The sequence below is a fragment of the Sphingobium cloacae genome (assembly GCF_002355855.1).
In the GTDB taxonomy this organism is placed as follows: Bacteria; Pseudomonadota; Alphaproteobacteria; order Sphingomonadales; family Sphingomonadaceae; genus Sphingobium; species Sphingobium cloacae.
Window position 1 is genome coordinate 1,827,501 of the sequence record NZ_AP017655.1, and the last position, 16,220, is coordinate 1,843,720.

The 16,220-nt window shown below is 65.5% G+C and carries 18 protein-coding genes (1 of these 18 only partly in view); 12 read left to right on the forward strand and 6 right to left on the reverse strand.

The features are described from left to right. The 4 genes in view from SCLO_RS08935 to cobU are tightly spaced (each overlapping or abutting the next) and all read left to right on the forward strand, a layout consistent with a single transcriptional unit that may run on beyond the window. A protein-coding gene (locus tag SCLO_RS08935; protein ID WP_066514787.1) for a TonB-dependent receptor plug domain-containing protein crosses the window boundary here: on the forward strand, nt 1–1,802 show its 3' portion. Its footprint begins 133 nt before the window's first position; the window shows 1,802 of its 1,935 coding nt (coding positions 134–1,935); its start codon lies off the left edge, out of view; its stop codon occupies nt 1,800–1,802. After that, a complete protein-coding gene (locus tag SCLO_RS08940; protein ID WP_066514789.1) occupies nt 1,802–2,209 on the forward strand; it encodes a DUF1636 domain-containing protein in 408 nt (135 codons plus the stop codon). The genes SCLO_RS08935 and SCLO_RS08940 overlap by 1 nt, the downstream gene beginning before the upstream one ends. Continuing rightward, entirely contained in the window at nt 2,206–3,222 is a 1,017-nt protein-coding gene (cobT, locus tag SCLO_RS08945; RefSeq protein WP_066514790.1) for a nicotinate-nucleotide--dimethylbenzimidazole phosphoribosyltransferase, read from the forward strand. The genes SCLO_RS08940 and cobT overlap by 4 nt, the downstream gene beginning before the upstream one ends. Continuing rightward, nucleotides 3,219–3,746: a bifunctional adenosylcobinamide kinase/adenosylcobinamide-phosphate guanylyltransferase gene (gene cobU, locus SCLO_RS08950; RefSeq protein WP_066514791.1), complete on the forward strand. Its 528-nt coding sequence runs from the start codon at nt 3,219–3,221 to the stop codon at nt 3,744–3,746. Before cobT ends, cobU begins: the two co-directional genes overlap by 4 nt. On the opposite strand, the gene SCLO_RS08955 is transcribed toward cobU, so the two are convergent. Then, nucleotides 3,679–4,761 carry a hypothetical protein gene (locus SCLO_RS08955; RefSeq protein WP_066514795.1) on the reverse strand — a complete coding sequence of 361 codons (1,083 nt, stop codon included), beginning with the start codon at nt 4,759–4,761 and terminating at the stop codon, nt 3,679–3,681. The two genes, cobU and SCLO_RS08955, sit on opposite strands and share 68 nt — an antisense overlap. 86 nt (nt 4,762–4,847) lie before the next feature. Between SCLO_RS08955 and cysD the strand changes: the two genes are divergently transcribed. The 4 genes from cysD (at nt 4,848) to SCLO_RS08975 (ending at nt 8,990) form a co-directional block, all read left to right on the forward strand. Continuing rightward, complete coding sequence (gene cysD / locus SCLO_RS08960) at nt 4,848–5,777, forward strand: sulfate adenylyltransferase subunit CysD (protein WP_066514796.1); 930 nt, start codon at nt 4,848–4,850, stop codon at nt 5,775–5,777. Then, on the forward strand, nt 5,777–7,693 hold the full coding sequence (cysN, locus tag SCLO_RS08965; protein ID WP_066514798.1) for a sulfate adenylyltransferase subunit CysN: 1,917 nt from the start codon (nt 5,777–5,779) through the stop codon (nt 7,691–7,693). The genes cysD and cysN overlap by 1 nt, the downstream gene beginning before the upstream one ends. Before the next feature lie 99 nt (nt 7,694–7,792). Further along, complete coding sequence (locus SCLO_RS08970) at nt 7,793–8,401, forward strand: 5'-methylthioadenosine/S-adenosylhomocysteine nucleosidase (protein WP_066515146.1); 609 nt, start codon at nt 7,793–7,795, stop codon at nt 8,399–8,401. Nucleotides 8,402–8,642: 241 nt separating this feature from the next. After that, nucleotides 8,643–8,990 carry a hypothetical protein gene (locus tag SCLO_RS08975; protein WP_066514800.1) on the forward strand — a complete coding sequence of 116 codons (348 nt, stop codon included), beginning with the start codon at nt 8,643–8,645 and terminating at the stop codon, nt 8,988–8,990. A gap of 159 nt (nt 8,991–9,149) precedes the next feature. On the opposite strand, the gene SCLO_RS08980 is transcribed toward SCLO_RS08975, so the two are convergent. From SCLO_RS08980 to petA, 4 genes are all read right to left on the reverse strand, one after another. Continuing rightward, entirely contained in the window at nt 9,150–9,686 is a 537-nt protein-coding gene (locus SCLO_RS08980) for an adenine phosphoribosyltransferase (protein ID WP_066515148.1), read from the reverse strand. Between the two features lie 75 nt (nt 9,687–9,761). Beyond that, nucleotides 9,762–10,610: a cytochrome c1 gene (locus SCLO_RS08985; protein ID WP_066514802.1), complete on the reverse strand. Its 849-nt coding sequence runs from the start codon at nt 10,608–10,610 to the stop codon at nt 9,762–9,764. Between the two features lie 15 nt (nt 10,611–10,625). Further along, nucleotides 10,626–11,918 carry a cytochrome b gene (locus SCLO_RS08990; protein ID WP_066514804.1) on the reverse strand — a complete coding sequence of 431 codons (1,293 nt, stop codon included), beginning with the start codon at nt 11,916–11,918 and terminating at the stop codon, nt 10,626–10,628. 11 nt (nt 11,919–11,929) lie between these two features. Further along, nucleotides 11,930–12,496: a ubiquinol-cytochrome c reductase iron-sulfur subunit gene (gene petA / locus SCLO_RS08995; protein WP_066514805.1), complete on the reverse strand. Its 567-nt coding sequence runs from the start codon at nt 12,494–12,496 to the stop codon at nt 11,930–11,932. A gap of 206 nt (nt 12,497–12,702) precedes the next feature. Here petA and SCLO_RS09000 point away from each other — a divergent pair, with 206 nt between their 5' ends. Genes SCLO_RS09000 through SCLO_RS09010 form a run of 3 tightly spaced genes read left to right on the forward strand, consistent with a single transcriptional unit; the run spans nt 12,703 to nt 14,599 of the window. Then, the gene (locus SCLO_RS09000; RefSeq protein ID WP_066514806.1) at nt 12,703–13,161 is read left to right on the forward strand and encodes a tRNA (cytidine(34)-2'-O)-methyltransferase; all 459 of its coding nucleotides are present in this window, start codon (nt 12,703–12,705) and stop codon (nt 13,159–13,161) included. Next, nucleotides 13,158–14,009, forward strand: coding sequence for an oxygen-dependent coproporphyrinogen oxidase (gene hemF / locus SCLO_RS09005; RefSeq protein ID WP_066514807.1), 852 nt, complete (start codon nt 13,158–13,160; stop codon nt 14,007–14,009). Before SCLO_RS09000 ends, hemF begins: the two co-directional genes overlap by 4 nt. A gap of 5 nt (nt 14,010–14,014) precedes the next feature. Beyond that, nucleotides 14,015–14,599 carry a GNAT family N-acetyltransferase gene (locus SCLO_RS09010; protein WP_066514809.1) on the forward strand — a complete coding sequence of 195 codons (585 nt, stop codon included), beginning with the start codon at nt 14,015–14,017 and terminating at the stop codon, nt 14,597–14,599. Nucleotides 14,600–14,607: 8 nt separating this feature from the next. On the opposite strand, the gene SCLO_RS09015 is transcribed toward SCLO_RS09010, so the two are convergent. Continuing rightward, the gene (locus SCLO_RS09015) at nt 14,608–15,396 is read right to left on the reverse strand and encodes a hypothetical protein (protein WP_066514812.1); all 789 of its coding nucleotides are present in this window, start codon (nt 15,394–15,396) and stop codon (nt 14,608–14,610) included. Between the two features lie 73 nt (nt 15,397–15,469). Between SCLO_RS09015 and lipB the strand changes: the two genes are divergently transcribed. Further along, nucleotides 15,470–16,174, forward strand: coding sequence for a lipoyl(octanoyl) transferase LipB (lipB, locus tag SCLO_RS09020; protein ID WP_066514813.1), 705 nt, complete (start codon nt 15,470–15,472; stop codon nt 16,172–16,174). Nucleotides 16,175–16,220 lie beyond the last annotated feature (46 nt).

Below are 16,220 nucleotides of genomic sequence, written 5' to 3' on the forward strand. Positions count from 1 at the left end.
TCGCATGGGATAAGATCGCTTCCAGCATCACCGTGCTCGACCAGCAGGCGATCGAGCAGGCGCAACCGCTCGCCATCACCGATATATTGGTGCGGACGCCCGGCGTCAGCCTGTCGCGCAACGGGGGCTATGGCACCGCGACATCGATCCGGATCCGGGGCGCCGATGCGGGCCAGAGCGTCATGGTGATCGACGGCGTACGAATTTCCGATCCTTCCTCCATTGCGGGCGGCTATGGCTTTTCCAATCTGTTCGCCGACGACATCAGCCGGATCGAGATATTGCGCGGGCCGCAATCGATCCTGTGGGGCAGCGACGCCATCGGCGGCGTGGTCAATGTCCAGACGGCCCGGGCCGCCAAGGCGCTGGAAGGCAGCTTTTCCTTCGAAGGCGGATCGCGCGACACGATCAACGCCCGCGCGGCGGTCGGCGGCGCGAGCGAGCTGATCGACTGGCGCGTCGCCGGATCGACCTTTTCGACCGACGGCATTTCGGCCCGGTCCAACGGAACGGAGAAGGATGGATATCGCCGCCGCGCGGCGAGCGGCACCGCCACGGTGAAGCTGTCCTCCGCGATCTCCGTGGACCTGCGCGGCTATTGGGCGAAAGGGCGCAATGATTTCGACGGCTCGGCGGGCGATACGCCGGACTATGGCGCGACGGAGGAATGGACGCTCTACGCGGGATTGAACCTGGCCCTGCTCGACGGACGCTTCACCCATCGCATCGCGATTCTGCAAAGCGAGACGGACCGGCAGAATTTCAATCCCGCACGGACGCTGCGGGCCATCAATTTCGATGCGCACGGCCGGGTGCGCCGATATGAATATCAGGGCATGTTCCGACCGTCCGACATGATCCAGTTCGTCTTCGGCGCGGAGCGGGATGAGCAACGCATGACCACCGCCTCGCCCGGCGACAGCCTCGCGCCTTATGCCCTCACCCCGCGCCGCACCGATACCGACAGCCTCTATGGCGAAGTGCGCATCACCCCGGTCACGGGCGTGACGCTGAGCGGCGGGGCGCGGCGGGACCATAACAGCCGTTTCGGGCACAACACGGTCTTCAGCGGCGGGGCGGTCTGGTCGATCGATCAGGGCAATACGATAGTGCGCGCCAGCTATGACGAGGGTTTCAAGGCGCCGTCCCTCTATCAGCTGTTCAGCGATTACGGGTCGGCCGACCTGCGCCCGGAAAAGGCGAAGGGCTGGGAAATCGGGCTCGAACAGGCGGTCGGGAAACTGCTGCGCCTGTCCGCCACATGGTTCGATCGCGATACCGACAATCTGATCGACTTCGCCCGGTGCCCGACCACCGGCACGCTCCCTTCGCAATGCTATATTCCGGGCACCACCACGGAACGCTTCGGCTATTACGCCAATACGAAGAAAAGCCAGGCGCAGGGCCTCGAACTGTCCGGCTCGCTGGAATGGCGCGACCTGTTCGCGAACGCCAATTATAGCTGGATCAAGGCGGAGGACCGCACGCCCGGCGATACCTATGGCCGCCAGCTTCAGCGCGTTCCCCGCCACATGGCGAACGGCGAGCTGGGCTATCGCTTTCCCTTCGGCTTGAGGACAAGCGTGGCGGTCCGCTATTCGGGCGAGACCTACGACCGGGCGACCGGCACGGCGAAGCTGGGAGACTATTGGCTCGCCGACCTGCGCGCGGACTGGCAGCTGCTGCCCGGCCTGTCGCTCTATGGCCGGGTCGAGAACCTGTCCGACAAGCAATATGAGACGGCGAGCGGCTACGGAACTCTGGGCCGCAGCTTCTATGCCGGCATCCGGAGCCGGTTCTGATGCTGAAGCCGGTGGAAGCGGGCCCGGCCGTGGTCGTGTGCAACACTTGCCGCCTCTCGCCCGACCGGCGGGAGGATGCGGACGGACGGCGCGGCGGCGCGCTGCTCGTTCAGGCGTTGCGCCGGGTGCAGGCCAGCGACCCCGCATTCGCGGAGGTCGCGGTGCAGGAAATGCCCTGCCTCTTCGCCTGCCAGCGCCATTGCGCCGTCCATATCCGCGCGCCCGGCAAGGTCGGCTATGTGCTGGGCGACTTCACGCCGGATGAAGAGGCCGCCCGGGCGATCCTGACCTGGGCCGCGCTTCACGCCCAAAGCGCCGAGGGCGTCGTGCGCTATGCCCAATGGCCCGAAGGCGTGAAGGGCCATTTCATCACCCGCACGCCGCCGGAAGGGTTTGTCTGCTCATGATCCGCTTTCCCGATCGTGCCGCGTTCACATCGGCTCTGAACGCCCTGCCTCATCCCGACGCGCTCGCCATCGAAACGGCGGCGGCGCGGCAGGCCCAGCTCACCAAGCCACCCGGATCGCTCGGGCGGCTGGAGGACATCGCACTGTTCATGGCCGGGTGGCAGGGCACGGCCCGCCCCCGGCTGGACAGGATTCGCGCCGCCGTCTTCGCGGGCAATCACGGCGTGGCGGCGCAGGGGGTCAGCGCCTTTCCCCCCGCCGTCACGGCGCAAATGGTCGCCAATTTCCAGGCGGGCGGCGCGGCGATCAATGCACTGGCGCGCGTTTGCGGGGCCGATCTGCACGTCGTGCCGCTGGACCTGGAACGCCCGACCGGCGACATCAGCGTCGAGCCGGCCATGAGCGAAGCGGAATGCTTCGAAGCGTTGAATGCCGGCGCCACCATGGTCGGCGGGGACATCGATCTGCTGTTCGTCGGGGAAATGGGCATCGCCAACACCACGCCCGGGTCCGCGCTCTGCGCGCAAGCTCTCGGGGGCGACGCAAGCCTTTGGGTCGGGCGCGGAACGGGCGTGGACGATGCCGGAATCGGACGCAAGATACGCGCCGTCTCCCGCGCGCTGGCGCTCCATGGGTCCGCCTGCGACACGCCTTTCGAAACGCTGCGCCGCCTGGGCGGTCGGGAGATCGCGGCCATGGCGGGCGCCATTCTGGCGGCGCGGATGGAGCATGTCCCCGTGCTGCTGGACGGCTTCATCTGCTGCGCGGCCATCGCGCCCCTGGCGGCGGCCGTTCCTTCTTTCACGGACCATTGCCTCGCGGCGCATTGCTCGGCGGAAGCGGGCCATGCGCTTCTTCTGAAACGGCTGGGGCTCAAGCCGCTGCTCCATCTTGACATGCGGCTGGGGGAAGGATCGGGCGCGGCCGTCGCGACGCAGGTCGTCCGGTGCGCGCTCGCCGCGCATCGGGAGATGGCCACCTTTGCCGAAGCCGCCGTGGCAGGGGCGCTATGAGCGGGCGGAGCCTGCTGGTGCTGGGCGGCGCGCGCTCGGGCAAGAGCCGCTATGCGCAGGCGCGGGTGGAGCAGATGGGCAACGCCCCGGCCTTCATCGCGACCGCCCAGGCTTATGATGCGGAGATGGCGAACCGCATCGCCCGGCACCGCGCCGACCGGGACAGCCGCTGGACGACGTTCGAGACGCCGCTCGACCTGCCGGAAGCCATTGCCGACGCCGCGCGCAAGGCCGATGCCGTGCTGGTCGATTGCCTGACGCTCTGGCTGTCCAACCTGCTGCTCGCGGAAAAGGATGTGGATGCGGCCGGCGCGGCGCTGGAACGGGCCATCCTCGCCTGCCCCAGGCCCGTCGCCCTGGTGGCGAATGAAGTGGGGTTCGGCATCGTTCCCGATAACGCCCTCGCCCGCCGCTTCCGCGACGAAGCGGGATGGCTGAACCAGAGGCTGGCGCGGATCAGCGACGAGGTGGTTCTGGTGGCGGCGGGCCTGCCGATGATTCTGAAGCCGCCGCCTTCCCCCTGACGCACGCCGAAAGCAGGCGGATCAGGCCGCCCTGTCCATGCGTCCCGGTCTTGCCATATATGCGCTTGGAATAGTTGCGCGCCGTTTCGATGGTGAGGCCCAGCGCCCCGGCCGCCTCCGCGATGCCGCCCCCCGCCGCCAGGCGCGCGGCGAAGGACGCCTCGCTGGGCGTCAGACGGAACAGATCGGCAAGGATCGCCGCCTCCGCGCCGCGCCCTTCCCCTTGCGGCAGGGCGCGGATGCGGATGCGGCATCGCGCCTCGGCGAGCGCCCATCCCTTTCGCTCCGGCGGCGGGGTGACAAGCATCTGCATCGGCGGATCGTGCCATAGCCATCCGGCGCGTGGCGCAACCGGCTTGCCGCCCGCGATCGCCTGTTCCAGCAGTTTCTCCGCTTCGGGAAGAAGCAGGCGCAGCCGGCCGTCCGCGGCCCTGCCCATGATCCGCCCCTGCGCGACGAGCGCCACGGTCGCGGCGTCTCCATCCAGCAGCCGCGCCTGCCCGTCGACCAGCAGCCAGCCGCCGCCGAAAAGCGCCAGTTCCCGCTCCGCCAGCGCGATGCGGGCGCTTTCCCGCTCCAGCCGCCCGCCGGTCCGTCCCGCGATGACCAGATGGGGGGCGAGACCCGCCAGCAAGGCGGAATCGCTGGCGCTGAAATCCGCCCCTTCGCGAAAGACGGAGAGGGTGAGATCGCCCGCCTCCGCCAGCCCCACCCGCATATGCCGCGCCGGGGCCGGGGAATCACCGTCCAGTTCCGCCCCGGCATAGACGCGGCCCGGCCGCATCCTGTCCCTGGGCGGCTCGGGCGGAACGAAGCCGGCGGACAGACGGCGGTCACGCGCCTGCCCGGCAAGGCTCCATCCCTGCCCGCCCGGGGGCCGCACCGCGACCTGCGCCAGATCGGCCCGCAGGCGCGCGAGCAGGCGGAGAAGGAAAAGCCGCCAGGGCTCCTCCTCCAGCATGCCGCCATACAGGGCGGTCAACAGCTCATTCTCGTCCGTCCGCGTGAGCGCCACCGGATACCTCCCATATGGGAGGTGTGTTGGCGCGTCGGATGCTTATGTCAAGCGCCAGCCTATCGTGAAGGAAAGAAGCCCGCCTCATGACCACCGCCACCGGACCACTGGACGCGACCCGCCTTACCCATTTGCAGCGCCTGGAAGCCGAAAGCATCCACATCATGCGGGAGGTCGTGGCCGAGGCGGAAAAGCCCGTCATGCTCTATTCGGTGGGCAAGGACAGCGCCGTCATGCTGCACCTCGCCAAAAAGGCGTTCTACCCTTCGCCCCCGCCCTTCCCGCTGCTGCATGTCGACACGACATGGAAGTTCCGCGCCATGTACGACCTGCGCGACAAGGCCGCGAAGGATGCGGGCATGGAACTGCTCGTCTACCATAATCCGGAGGCGAAGGAGCGCGGCATCAACCCCTTCGACCATGGCCCGCTCCACACCGACATGTGGAAGACCGAGGGGTTGAAGCAGGCGCTCGACCTCTACGGCTTTGACGCGGCCTTTGGCGGCGCGCGCCGCGACGAGGAGAAGAGCCGGGCGAAGGAGCGCATCTTCTCCTTCCGCACGGCCAGCCACCGCTGGGACCCCAAGGCGCAGCGGCCCGAACTCTGGCACCTCTACAACGCCCGGAAGAACAAGGGCGAATCGATGCGCGTGTTCCCGATCAGCAACTGGACGGAACTCGACATCTGGCAATATATCCACCTCAACGACATTGAGATCGTGCCGCTCTATTTCTCCGCGCCGCGCCCGACGGTGGAGCGCGACGGCTTGCTCATCATGGTGGATGACGACCGCTTCCCCCTGAAGGACGGGGAGGAACCGCAGGTGCGCTCCATCCGCTTCCGCACCTTGGGTTGCTATCCGCTCACCGGCGCGGTGGAGAGCGAGGCGGCAACATTGCCGGAGGTCATCCAGGAAATGCTCCTGACCACCACCAGCGAGCGGCAGGGCCGCGTCATCGACAAGGATGGCGGCGACGCCAGCATGGAGAAGAAGAAGCAGGAGGGCTATTTCTGATGTCGGACATGCTGACCAACGATCCGGTCTACCGGACCGACGCCCTCATTGCCGAGGATATCGAAGCCTATCTGGACGTGCACCAGCACAAGACGATGCTGCGCTTCATCACCTGCGGGTCGGTGGACGACGGCAAGTCGACCCTGATCGGGCGGCTGCTCTATGATTCGAAGATGATCTTCGAGGATCAACTCGCCGCGCTGGAAGCCGACAGCAGGCGCGTCGGCACGCAAGGGCAGGAAATCGACTTCGCCCTCCTTGTCGACGGCCTCGCCGCCGAGCGCGAGCAGGGCATCACCATCGATGTCGCCTATCGCTTCTTCGCGACCGAAAAGCGCAAGTTCATCGTCGCCGACACGCCCGGTCACGAGCAATATACGCGCAACATGGTGACGGGCGCGTCCACGGCGGACCTAGCCGTCATCCTGATCGATGCGCGCAAGGGCGTGCTGGTCCAGACGCGGCGGCACAGCTACCTTGCCCATCTGATCGGCATCCGCAACATTGTGCTGGCGGTGAACAAGATGGATCTGGTCGATTACGATCAGAGCGTGTTCGACGCGATCGTGAAGGACTATGCCGAATTCGCGAAGTCCATCGGGATAGAGAATTTCGTCGCCATGCCGATCTCCGGCATCCGGGGCGACAATATCACGACCCGCAGCGCCAACACGCCCTGGTATGGCGGCCCCACGCTGATGGAGCATCTGGAGACGGTGGAGGTCGATGCGACCGCCGACCTCGCCAAGCCCTTCCGCATGGCGGTGCAGTGGGTCAATCGCCCGAACCTCGACTTCCGGGGTTTCTCCGGCCTCATTTCGACCGGCACGATCCGGCCCGGCGATGCCGTGCGCGTGCTGCCTTCGGGCAAGACCAGCACCGTCACCCGCATCGTCACGCTGGACGGCGATCTGGAAGAAGCCGTCGCGGGCCAGTCGGTGACGCTCTGCTTCGCGGACGAGATCGACTGCTCGCGCGGCGACGTGATCGCCATCGCCGACGATCCGGTGCAGGCCGCCGACCAGTTCGAGGCCACCATCGTCTGGATGGACGAGAATGAGCTGCTGCCGGGCCGCCCCTATTGGCTGAAGATCGGGACGCAGACCGTCACCGCCACCATCCAGCAGCCCAAATATCAGGTCAACGTCAACACGCTGGAGCATCTGGCGGCGAAGACGCTGGACCTCAATGCCATCGGCGTCGCCAACCTGTCGACCGACCGGGCGATCCCGTTCGAACCCTATGCGCAGAATCGCGATCTGGGCGGCTTCATCCTGATCGACAAGATGACCAACGCCACCGTGGCGGCGGGGATGATCCACTTCTCGCTGCGCCGCGCGGACAATGTCCACTGGCAGGCGACCGACGTGACGCGCGAACATCACGCGCAGGTCAAGAACCAGAAGCCCGCCGTGCTCTGGCTCACCGGCCTGTCGGGCGCGGGCAAGTCCACCATCGCCAACATCGTCGAAAAGAAGCTGGCGCGGATGAACCGCCACACCTTCCTGCTCGACGGCGACAATGTGCGCCACGGCCTCAACAAGGATCTGGGCTTCACCGATGCCGACCGGGTGGAGAATATCCGCCGCGTGGGCGAGGTGGCGAAGCTCATGACCGACGCGGGCCTCATCGTCATCACCGCCTTCATCTCCCCCTTCCGGGCGGAGCGCGACATGGTGCGGCAGATGATGCAGCCGGGCGAGTTCGTCGAAATCCACATCGACACGCCGCTGGAGGAAGCGGAGAAGCGCGACGTCAAGGGCCTCTACAAGAAGGCGCGGTCGGGCCAGCTCAAGAACTTCACCGGCATCGACAGCCCCTATGAACCGCCCGCCGACCCCGAAATCCGCATCGACACGACCGCGATGACGGCGGAGGAAGCGGGGGAGGAAATCGTGCGGCGCCTCATTCCCTGACGGTGCCTGACAATCCTTGAAGAGGGGCCGTTCTCCTGCGAAGGGAGCGCGTCCGCTCTTTCGTTTCCGTCATGGGGAATGCCGATGCCCGCCTGTGAGATGATCGCGAATCGCCGCATCCTCTTCGTGATGGCGGCAGAGCCCGAATATGGCCCGCATCTGCGCCAGCGCTTCACGCCGCTGATGACCGGCGTGGGGCCGGTGGAAGCCGCTATCGCGATGGGCATCGCCTTGCATCAACTCGACCGGCAGGGGACGCTGCCCGATCTCGTCCTTTCGCTCGGATCGGCGGGTTCGCGCATTTGCGCGCTGGGCGAGATCTATCAGATCGCCAGCGTTTCCTGGCGCGACATGGACGCCTCGCGAATCGGCGTGCCCAAGGGGGTGACGCCTTTCCTCGACCACCCCGTCGACATGCCGTTGGTGACGCCCCTCTCCCTGCCCATGGCGCGCCTCTCCACCGGCGCGAATGTCGTCGGCGGAGAGGAATATGCCGCCATCGACGCGGACATGGTCGACATGGAAACCTTCGCCATCGCGCGAGCCTGCCAGCGATTCGACGTGCCGCTGATGGGGCTGCGCGGCGTGTCCGACGGGCCGGGCGAACTGAACCATGTGTCCGGCTGGCGGGAACTGCTCTCACTGCTGGACGAGCGCCTCGCCGCTGCGGTGGACCTGTTGCCGGATGCCCTCAGCGCGCAGGAATGAGAGACAGGCCGAAGCGACGTATTATTCTGCAAAATTCACGGCCTTGCGATGGCTGGTCTCGACCAGAAATTGCCGTTCCGACGTGAGAATCAGCAGTCCATTTCCAGACATAGATTTTGAGACGGGTTTACAGATGCCAAGAGCAGGAGGACCGGCTTTCCGAGGCTGGAAGATTGCTTTATCTGAAAATGCAGCATTTTTGGGATTTGCGCCGCCTGCCCCCAGTATAGAAGGATGCAATATGGCTTCAGAAATCGACTCCAACCGCATCATAACGTCTTTGAAGGAGTGGGCGAGCGAGAGCGAGCAGGCGCGCCTTTGGCTCTCGACAGGGAAGAACGGGGCGGAAGTCTCGTCATTCGTTGAAGCTCAAGAACAGCTATTTACCGATACCGGTTTGGGTGACGAACTGGAGAAAAGGCGTCCTGTTTTCAGCGATGCCATTGACGATCAATTGCGATTTTTTAGCGACATGTTGTCGAATATAGACAGCAATCGCACGCCGCTAGAAATCATCCACGATGATCGCATGAGCGAGGTTCGAGCCGCTGCGCAGCGGCTACTCACGCTGATAGAAGGCAGCATCTGAAATAGCGAAAGGGTTTTTCCCCGATCATCCCGGAATCGGCCGTTTTCTATCGTCAGCGCCTGAAAGACGACATTCCGCTTACCACCCCTAACCGCCTCTCACACCGGGGTTTGCAAAGCACACCATCGCCATTTCATTGACGCCCTGCGTGGACCGCGTTCAGTGTCCCGCAAAGGTCATGATCGCCGCTGTCGCCACGCCATCCGCTTCCAACGCCTGTCTGCCGCCCAGATCGGGCAGGTCGATGGCGAAGATCGCCATCAGCACCTCCGCGCCCTGCTCGCGCAGCAATTGCGCGGCGGCCTGCGCCGTTCCGCCCGTCGCTATCAGATCATCGACCAGCACGACCCGCGCGCCCGGCGGCACCTGCCCTTCATGCAGTTCCAATCGGTCCGTGCCATATTCCAGCACATAGTCGATCCCCACGATCCGCCCCGGCAGTTTCCCGGCCTTGCGGACCGGGACGAACCCCTTGCCCAGCGCATAAGCGAGTGCGGCCCCCAGAATGAAGCCCCGCGCTTCCACCCCGACGATCAGGTCCGGATCGAGCGGCCGCGCTATCCCCGCCATGCCATCGACCAATTCCCGCAAGCCCGCGCTATCCGCCAGCAGCGTGGTGATGTCGCGGAACTGGATGCCCGGCTTGGGAAAGTCGGCAATGGTGCGGACCAGACCGGTCAGGCCGTCGATGCTCATCTGTTCCTCGCAAGAAAAAGGGCGCGATCCCTGCGGACCGCGCCCTATCATTTCAGAGCTTGCGGCGTTCCGCCATCAGGCCGCCTTCTTCTTGTCCGCCCAGATATTCTGATAGGACATATAGGCAAGGCCGGTGGCGATCAGCAGGAAGATGATCGTCGCCAGACCCGCGCGGCGGCGGTTTTCCAGCTTCGGCTCGGCCGTCCAGGTCAGGAACGCCGCGACGTCCTGCGACATCTGGTCGACCGTCGCCTTGGTGCCGTCGCCATAGGTCACCTGATCGTCGGCCGTCAGCGGCGGCGCCATGGCCAGGTTCAGGTTGGCGAAATAGGGGTTGTAGTGCAGCCCCTCCGGCGTCTTGGCGTCCGGGAATTCCTTCAGCAGTTCCGCCGGCTGCGCCTGGAAGCCCGTCAGCAGCGAATAGACATAGGCGCTGCCGTGATGGCGGGCCTTGGTCATCAGCGAGAGGTCCGGCGGGATCGCATTGTTGTTCGCCGCCGCCGCCGCGACATTGTTCGCGAAGGGCTTGGGGAAATAATCGGCCGGAACCGGATCGCGGGTCGACATCTCGCCCGTCTTGGGATCGACGTCGGGGGTCTTGATCGCCCATTGCTTGGCGATCGCCTTGATCTCCGCCTCATTATAGCCCAGCGCCTTCAGGTCGCGGAAAGCGACATAATGCAGGCTGTGGCAGGCCGAGCAGACTTCCTTGAACACCTGGAAACCGCGCTGGAGCTGCGCCTGGTCGTACTTGCCGAAAGGCCCGTCGAACGAGAAGGACACATGCTTGGGAGCCTTGTGGAACTCATGCTCCACGGTCTTGGCCGGCGGGTCGGTGACATAGGCCACCGCGCCCACGAGGAAGGAGATCAGCAGCCAGCCAGCGAAGAAGAGGCCGACGAGAAATGCGCCGATGCGAACCATGGTTGTTTCTACCCCTTATTCGGCCGGGACCGCGGCGGCTTCGCCGTCGGCATGGCCATGTTTCGCGAGGACCGCCTCGGTGATCGAGTTCGGCAGCGGCAGCGGCTTTTCAAAGCGCGAGATCAGCGGAAGGACGATCAGGAAGTGCGCGAAATAATAGGCCGCGGCGACCTGCGAGATCATCACATAGGGCTCTTCCGCCGGCGCGCCGCCGCAATAGCCCAGGATCAGCACGTCAAGGATGAGGATCCAGAAGAACTTCTTGAAGGTCGGCCGATAGCTGCCCGAACGCACCGGGGATGTGTCCAGCCAGGGCAGGAAGAAGAGCAGCAGGATCGACGCGAACATCGCCAGCACGCCCAGCAGCTTGGCGGGAATGAAGAAGAAGTCCACCGTGAAGGCGCGCAGGATCGCGTAGAAGGGCCAGAAATACCATTCAGGCACGATATGCGCCGGCGTCGAAAGCGGATTGGCCTCGATATAATTGTCCGGGTGGCCGAGGAAGTTCGGCGCGAAGAACAACAGGATGGCGAAGAGGATCAGGAACACGCCCGCCCCGAAGCCGTCCTTCGCCGTATAATAGGGATGGAACGGCACCGTATCCTGCGGGCCCTTCACTTCCACGCCGGTCGGGTTGGAGGAACCCGGGATATGCAGCGCCCAGATGTGCAGGATCACGACCGCCGCGATCACGAAGGGCAGCAGGAAGTGCAGCGAGAAGAAGCGGTTGAGCGAGGCGTTGCCGGGCGCGAAACCGCCCAGCAGCCAGGTCTGGATCGGCTCGCCCACCACGGGGATCGCGCCGAACAGGCCGGTGATGACCTTCGCGCCCCAATAGCTCATCTGCCCCCAGGGAAGCACATAGCCCATGAAGGCGGTCGCCATCATGAGGAGGAAGATGACGAGGCCGAGCAGCCACACCATCTCGCGCGGCGCCTTGTAGGACCCGAAATACAGGCCGCGGAAAATGTGCAGATAGACCACGATGAAGAAGAAGCTCGCGCCGTTGGCGTGGGCGTAGCGCATCAGCCAGCCCGCATTCACGTCGCGCATCGTCTGCTCGACGGTGCCGAAGGCGACCAGCGTGTTCGCGCCATAATGCATGGCCATCACCACGCCGGTGACGATCTGGATCACCAGCGCGAGGCCGGCGAGCACACCGAAGTTCCAGAAATAATTGAGATTGCGCGGAACCGGATAACCGGCGCCGACCGCATTGTAGACGAGGCGCGGAAGCGGCAGCTTCTCGTCGACCCACTGCATCAGCGGGTGCTTGGGAGTATATTGCTCAGCCCAGGGAAAGCTCATCGTTTCTTACCTCAGCCTACAAGGATGGCGGTGTCGGAAGTGAAGCTGAACTTCGGCACTTCCAGGTTCTTGGGCGCGGGGCCCTTACGGATGCGGGCCGCCGTGTCGTAGGACGATCCGTGGCAGGGGCAGAAATAGCCGCCGAACTCACCGCGATTCTCGCCCTCGCCCGCACCCAGCGGCACGCAGCCCAGATGGGTGCACACGCCCATGGTGATGAGCCACTGCTTCTTGCCGTCGACGGTGCGTTCCTCCAGCGTCTGCGGATCGCGCAGGGTGGACACGTCTACCTTGTCGGCCTCCGCGATTTCCTTGTCGGTCAGGTGGCGCACGAACAGGGGCTGCGACCGGAAGGTCGTCTTGATCGCCTGTCCCGGCTGGATGGCCGAAAGATCGACTTCCGTGGACGCCAGCGCGAGCACGTCGGCGCTGGGATTCATCTGGTCGATCAGCGGAAGGACGACGGCGACAGCCCCGACCCCCGCGAAACTCACCGCGGCGATGTTGATAAAATCGCGGCGGCGCACTCCGTCTCCGCCGGCTAGTAGTTCGCCGTCCGTATCTTCAACGCTCGCCATGCACCTCAACCCTTGCAAGAACGTCCCTGGTCACGCCGCATTGCCGTTTCCGGCCCTGATTATCAAGGAATTCGGGTGCTCATACGCGACGGCCCCGCTTTCCCCCTGGCGTGGTTCGCGGGCCTGATAACCCCAGGAAGCGCATTTTGCCAACAGCAATTTAGGCATGGCTATGACAATTTGCCGCGCTGCTCTATGCGCGCGCCATGCGTATTGCCCTCTATCAGCCAGAGATTGCCGGGAATGTCGGCGCCATTTTGCGGCTTGCCGCCTGTTTCCAGGTGCCCGTGGACATCATCATGCCGACCGGATTCGCCTTTTCCGATTCCCGCCTGAAGCGCGCGGCGATGGATTATGGCGAAGCGGCGGAAGTAACCCGGCACGTGAATTTCGACGCCTTCGACCGGCAGCGCCGCGCCGAGGGCCGCCGCCTCGTCCTCATGAGCAGCCATGCGTCGGAGCGCCTGCCCGATGTCGCCTTTCGGGAGGATGACGTGCTGCTGATGGGATCGGAAGGCGCGGGCGTGCCGGTCGAGGTGCGCGACATGGCCGACATTCGGGTGCGGATTCCGATGGCGCCGGGATTTCGGTCCTTGAACATTGCCGTGTCGACGGGCATCGCGGTGGCCGAGGCCCTTCGCCAGACTGGAAAGTTCCCGCAATGACATTGACGCTCGATTCCCGGCAGCAGGCCGCCCGCGACTGGTTCGAATCGCTCCGCACCCGCATCTGCGCCCAGTTCGAGGCGATCGAGCGGGAAGCGGGAAGCGATGCCCGCTTCACCTTCACCCCGTGGGACCGCGAAGCGCCCGGCCTTGCTCCGGGCGAAGGTGGCGGCGGCGTGCGCGGCGTGATGAAGGGCAGGATATTCGAGAAGGTCGGCGTCAACGTCTCCACCGTGGGCGGCGCCTTCGCCCCCGAATTCGCCAGGACCATCCATGGCGCGGGCGAAGACCCGTCCTTCTTCGCGACCGGCATCAGCCTCGTCGCCCATATGGCCAATCCGCATGTGCCCGCCGTGCATATGAACACGCGCTATCTGGTGACGAGCAAAAGCTGGTTCGGCGGCGGCGCGGACCTCAATCCGCCCCTGCCGCGCGAAGAGGACAGCGCGCATTTCCACGCCACGCTCAAGGCGGCCTGCGACGCCCACGATCCGGAATATTATCCCCGGTTCAAGGCATGGGCGGACGACTATTTCTTCATCCCCCATCGCGGCGTGCATCGCGGCGTGGGCGGCATCTTCTACGATCATCTGGAGGGCGATTTCGACGCGGACTTCGCCTTCACCCGCGCCGTGGGCGAATCCTTCCTCGAAGCCTTCGCGCCCATCGTGCGGCGGCGGATGAACGAAAGCTGGTCGGAGGAGGAATATCGCGCGATGCTCGAATGGCGGGGCCGCTATGCGGAATTCAACCTCGTCCATGACCGGGGCACGCTGTTCGGCCTCAAGACCGGCGGCAATATCGACGCGATCCTCATGAGCCTGCCGCCGATGGCGAGCTGGAGCTGACCTCGATGAGCCTGACGCCGGTGGAGCGGGGACAGGTCGCCGCCATCGTCACCCATCTGGAAATGCGGGATCGGCCCAGGCCCGCGCCGATCCCGCCCGCGCCGCTGCGGCTGGTGCCGTGGAAGGAACCGAAGCTGGACGCCTATCGCGCGCTGTTCCGCCGCGTGGGCGAACCGTGGCTCTGGTTCTCCCGGCTGGTGATGGATGACGCCGCCCTTGCCGCCATCATCCACGATCCCACCGTCGCCATCCATGCGGTCACCGACCCGCGCGGCGTGGAAGTGGGCTTGCTGGAACTGGATTTCCGTTCGCCGCCCGATTGCGAGCTGGCCTTTTTCGGCCTTGTCCCCGACCTCACCGGCAAGGGTTTCGGCGCATGGCTGATGGCGCAGGCCAAGACGTTGGCGTGGCGCAAGGATGTCCAGCGCTTATGGGTTCACACCTGCACGCTCGACAGCCCGGCGGCCTTGGGCTTCTACCGCAAGCACGGCTTCACGCCCTTCGCGCGGGAGGTGGAGATTTTCGCCGACCCTCGTCTGGCGGGCATATTGCCGCGTGACGCCGCCCCGCACGTGCCCTTGCTGGATTGAGGAGCCCCTCAGCGCGCCTCCAGCTGGCGATAGATGCGGGCGGTGATGACCATCAGATAGACATTGGCCGCCCCGGCGGCGAGCGCCACCGCGATGTCGCCGATGGAACGCCCCGCTTCCTTGCCGAGCATCAGCGTGCCCACTATGCCGAAGATCGCCTGCACCGCGATCTGGATCACCAGGATCACGATAAGCGCGACGACCAGGAAAACCGCCAGCCGCCCCACTTGCCCGCGCGTCATGGCGAATGTCTCGCGCAGCGCGGCGATCACGCCCGGCCGCCGGTCGATGATGACGGCGCTGAGCGGCAGCATCCGGGTGCTGACATAGATCATTCCCGCCAGCATCACGATCGCCGCCAGCGCCACGCCGCCCGCCTTGCCGACCGCGACCGACAGCAGCCCGCCGATCATCGCCGCCGCGAACAGGATGAAGAGCATCCCCGCCCCCACGATCAGCGACGCGCCCAGCACCGCGGGCAAGCGTCCGATCGACAGCCGCAGCGCCTCCGCCACGCTGATCCCCGGCCGCAGCGCCAGCGCATAGATGGCGAGCGACCCGATCAGCATGATGATGCCGCCCAATATCATGGCCAGCTTCACCGTCCCCGGCAGCGGCGGCAACGACGCCAGCGTCTGGCCCGGCGCCATCTGCATGTAATCGGGCGGGATCATCAGTTGCAGGATCGCCATCGGCACCGACAGGAACAGCAGGGCGACGGGGAACAGCAGGCTCCCTTCCCGCTTGATGAAGGCCAGGCTGTCTTCCCATGCCTTGCCGATCGACAATGCCGCCATATCTTGTTCGCCTTCGTCCCGGTCAATGCGCTGGAGACTTGATCGCTCGCTTCGCCCAAGTCAAGGAAAGGCCATGGCTTCCCCTTCTTCTCTTTCATCCGCCGCCGACCTCGTCGAATGGCGCGTCGATCCGGCTCCGGCCGATTATCCCGCGGCCCTCGCCGATATGGAAGCGCGCGCGTCGGCGATCTTCGCGGGAGAGGCGAGGGAGCGGGTCTGGCTGCTCCAGCATCCGCCGCTCTATACGGCGGGCACCAGCGCCGATCCGGCGGAACTGCTCGACCGGCGCTTCCCCGTGCATGACGCCGGGCGCGGGGGGCGCTATACCTATCATGGGCCGGGGCAGCGCATCGGCTATCTCAACATCGACCTGCGCCAGCGCGGGCGCGATGTCCGCAATTTCGTCCATCATCTCGAAGGATGGATGATCGCGGCGCTCGGCGATCTGGGCGTCGCGGCGCGCCGGGCGGAAGGACGCATCGGCATCTGGACCGACGACGAACGGGGACGGGAAGCGAAGATCGGCGCGCTGGGCATCCGGGTGCGCCGCTGGGTCACGCTGCATGGCTTTTCGATCAACGTCGACCCCGACCTGTCCCATTTTGGCGGCATCGTGCCGTGCGGGATCAGCGCCCATCCCGTCACCAGCATGGCCGCGCTGGGCTGCAAGGCCGGAATGGCGGAGCTGGACGCGGCGCTGAAGGCCCGTTTCCCGGCTTTTCTGGGCCATCTCGGCCGCTGCGGCCCGGGGGTTGAGCAATGCGGAACGGACCGTTAGGGTCGCCGCTTCGCCGGGCGGGGGGCTGCCGGGCAACATCATCGAA

Bases quoted from the DNA above. Each gene is read 5' to 3' on its own strand.
- SCLO_RS08970 (WP_066515146.1), top strand. From the start codon at position 7,793: ATGATCGCGAATCGCCGCATCCTCTTCGTGATGGCGGCAGAGCCCGAA.
- SCLO_RS08940 (WP_066514789.1), top strand. From the start codon at position 1,802: ATGCTGAAGCCGGTGGAAGCGGGCCCGGCCGTGGTCGTGTGCAACACT.
- cobT (WP_066514790.1), top strand. From the start codon at position 2,206: ATGATCCGCTTTCCCGATCGTGCCGCGTTCACATCGGCTCTGAACGCC.
- cysN (WP_066514798.1), top strand. From the start codon at position 5,777: ATGTCGGACATGCTGACCAACGATCCGGTCTACCGGACCGACGCCCTC.
- cobU (WP_066514791.1), top strand. From the start codon at position 3,219: ATGAGCGGGCGGAGCCTGCTGGTGCTGGGCGGCGCGCGCTCGGGCAAG.
- SCLO_RS09010 (WP_066514809.1), top strand. From the start codon at position 14,015: ATGAGCCTGACGCCGGTGGAGCGGGGACAGGTCGCCGCCATCGTCACC.
- SCLO_RS09000 (WP_066514806.1), top strand. From the start codon at position 12,703: ATGCGTATTGCCCTCTATCAGCCAGAGATTGCCGGGAATGTCGGCGCC.
- SCLO_RS09015 (WP_066514812.1), bottom strand. From the start codon at position 15,396: ATGGCGGCATTGTCGATCGGCAAGGCATGGGAAGACAGCCTGGCCTTC.
- SCLO_RS08985 (WP_066514802.1), bottom strand. From the start codon at position 10,610: ATGGTTCGCATCGGCGCATTTCTCGTCGGCCTCTTCTTCGCTGGCTGG.
- SCLO_RS08975 (WP_066514800.1), top strand. From the start codon at position 8,643: ATGGCTTCAGAAATCGACTCCAACCGCATCATAACGTCTTTGAAGGAG.
- cysD (WP_066514796.1), top strand. From the start codon at position 4,848: ATGACCACCGCCACCGGACCACTGGACGCGACCCGCCTTACCCATTTG.
- SCLO_RS08980 (WP_066515148.1), bottom strand. From the start codon at position 9,686: ATGAGCATCGACGGCCTGACCGGTCTGGTCCGCACCATTGCCGACTTT.
- lipB (WP_066514813.1), top strand. From the start codon at position 15,470: ATGGCTTCCCCTTCTTCTCTTTCATCCGCCGCCGACCTCGTCGAATGG.
- hemF (WP_066514807.1), top strand. From the start codon at position 13,158: ATGACATTGACGCTCGATTCCCGGCAGCAGGCCGCCCGCGACTGGTTC.
- SCLO_RS08990 (WP_066514804.1), bottom strand. From the start codon at position 11,918: ATGAGCTTTCCCTGGGCTGAGCAATATACTCCCAAGCACCCGCTGATG.
- petA (WP_066514805.1), bottom strand. From the start codon at position 12,496: ATGGCGAGCGTTGAAGATACGGACGGCGAACTACTAGCCGGCGGAGAC.